This is a genomic window from Enterobacter cloacae complex sp. GF14B (assembly GCF_004136805.1).
GTDB classification, from domain to species: domain Bacteria; phylum Pseudomonadota; class Gammaproteobacteria; order Enterobacterales; family Enterobacteriaceae; genus Enterobacter; species Enterobacter hormaechei_C.
This window is the reverse complement of record NZ_QFRV01000201.1, coordinates 1-2,330: the sequence shown is the minus strand read 5'-3', so window position 1 is coordinate 2,330 and position 2,330 is coordinate 1. Positions and strand designations below refer to the sequence as shown.

At 62.0% G+C, this 2,330-nt stretch carries 2 protein-coding genes; both read left to right on the top strand.

Annotation, left to right across the window (positions count from 1 at the left end; genetic code table 11):
• A partial coding sequence (tssG, locus tag DD606_RS24630) for a type VI secretion system baseplate subunit TssG (RefSeq protein ID WP_255573127.1) occupies nucleotides 1-1,013 on the top strand: 1,013 nt, incomplete at its 5' end.
• A gap of 38 nt (nucleotides 1,014-1,051) precedes the next feature.
• A partial coding sequence (locus DD606_RS24625) for an AAA family ATPase (RefSeq protein WP_129259387.1) occupies nucleotides 1,052-2,330 on the top strand: 1,279 nt, incomplete at its 3' end.

Genomic DNA, 2,330 nt, shown 5'->3' with positions numbered 1-2,330 from the left:
TGCATCGCCTGACGCCGCTGCCCGATGCGTTCTGGCGCGGAGTGCGCGAGACGCCGTGGCGCTACGATCTGTTCCAGCTGTTAAGACGCATTGATGCCCAGGGCGGCGAGCGTTACCCGCTGGGACGCGCGCCGCTGCCTAAATTTGAGCCGCTGCGTATTGGTCAGCAGCCTTCAATGGGCTTTGCGCCGTCAACGGTTGCTGAGGTCCGGCAGCGGGAAGAGAACGGACTGCATGAGGTTTCCATTCTGAGCTTCGGCCTGTTTGGTCCTAACGGCCCACTGCCGGTGCACATGACTGAGTATGCCCGCGAGCGTATTCATCATCATCAGGATCACAGCCTCAGCGCGTTTGCCGACCTCTTTCACCACCGCCTGACGCTGCTGTTCTACCGCGCCTGGGCGGACGCGCAGCCTGCCGTTTCACTGGATCGCGACGACAACAGGCGCTTCGAAGGGTATCTGGCATCGCTGATTGGCATGGGGCAGCCTGCCCAGATGTCGAAAGGCAGCCTGAGCGCGCATGCCCGCTTTACTCACGCCGGGCACCTGACCCGCCACGGGCGGGACCCGGAAGGGCTGGAGAAAATCCTGCGCAACTATTTCAACGTGCCGGTCAGGCTGGTGGCCAACGTCCCGCAGTGGATGCCGCTCTCAACGAGGGAGCAGGCACAGCTGGGTGAGGGGCGTCGCCTGCCGCGCATGGGAGAGTCCGCTTTTCTCGGCATTGCGGTACGCGACGTGCAGCATAAATTCCGGCTCGAGATTGGCCCGTTGAGCGCAGACGACTACAACCGTTTTCTGCCGGGCGAAGGATGGGTCACCGAGCTGCGCGACTGGGTGCGACAGTACGCCGGGGTGGAATTTGAATGGGAAACACGGGTGATCCTGCGCGCCGATGCGGTGCAGGGCGCCACGCTCGGCAGCGCCGGGCGATTAGGGTACAACACCTGGCTCGGCCTTCAGCCTCAGCCTGTTCCGCGTGGCGATCTGGTGTATCGCGCAGAGCGATAATCCTTCCGTATACCGAATCATTGTTAATGGAAACTAACATGTCAGAAATTAGCCGTGCCGTGCTTTTCGGCAAACTGGATACGCTGTTATTTACCTCTCTGGAAAGCGCGACTGCCTTCTGTAAGCTGCGCGGCAACCCGTACGTTGAGCTGGTGCACTGGCTGCATCAGCTGATGCAGCAGCAGGATGGCGATCTGCAACAGGTCATCCGTCACTTCGCCCTTGATGAACAGCAGCTGACGCGCGATATCGTGGCGGCGCTGGATGCCCTGCCGCGTGGCGCGAGTTCCGTGTCTGATCTTTCCGAGCATATCGACAGCGCCGTCGAGCGCGCCTGGGTCTACGGCTCGCTGAAATTTGGCGTCAGCCGCATCCGCGGCGGCCATTTGCTGATCGGCATATTGAAAACGTGGAATCTGGCTAACGTGCTGAAAAGTATTTCGGCGCAGTTCACCCGTCTTAACGTTGAGGTGCTGGTCGAGCAGTTCGACGCCATTTGCGCCAGCAGCAAAGAGAGCCAGCAGGCCGCCGCCGCTGCGGACGCGCCTGCCGGGGCAGTACCGGCTGCGCAGGGCACGCTGGCGCAGTATGGTCAGGATCTGACGGCGCGCGCCCGGGAAGGCAAGATTGACCCGGTGGTGGGGCGCGATGAAGAGATCCGCCAGATGGTCGATATCCTGATGCGTCGTCGCCAGAACAACCCCTTGCTGACCGGGGAAGCCGGCGTCGGGAAAACCGCAGTGGTGGAAGGGCTGGCGCTGCGTATCGCCGACGGCGACGTGCCGGAGCCGCTGCAAAACGTTCAGCTGTGGCTGCTGGATATCGGCATGCTTCAGGCCGGAGCGGGCATGAAAGGGGAATTTGAGGCGCGCCTCCAGGCGCTGATTAACGAGGTGCAGTCCAGCGCCACGCCAATTATTCTGTTTATCGATGAGATCCACACCCTGATTGGCGCAGGCGGACAGCAGGGCACCGGCGATGCCGCTAACCTGCTCAAGCCAGCCCTGGCGCGCGGGCAACTGCGCACCATCGGCGCGACCACCTGGGCGGAATACAAAAAATACATTGAGAAAGATCCTGCGCTGACCCGCCGCTTCCAGACCGTACAGGTTCACGAGCCGGATGAAGCGAAAGCCGTACTGATGCTGCGCAGCACCGTGTCGCCGCTGGAAACCCATCATCAGGTTTTACTCCTCGACGAAGCGGTCAGCGCGGCGGTGAAACTGTCGCATCGCTATATCCCTGCGCGTCAGCTACCGGATAAAGCGGTGGCGCTGCTGGATACCGCCTGCGCGCGCGTGGCCGTCAGCCAGAGCG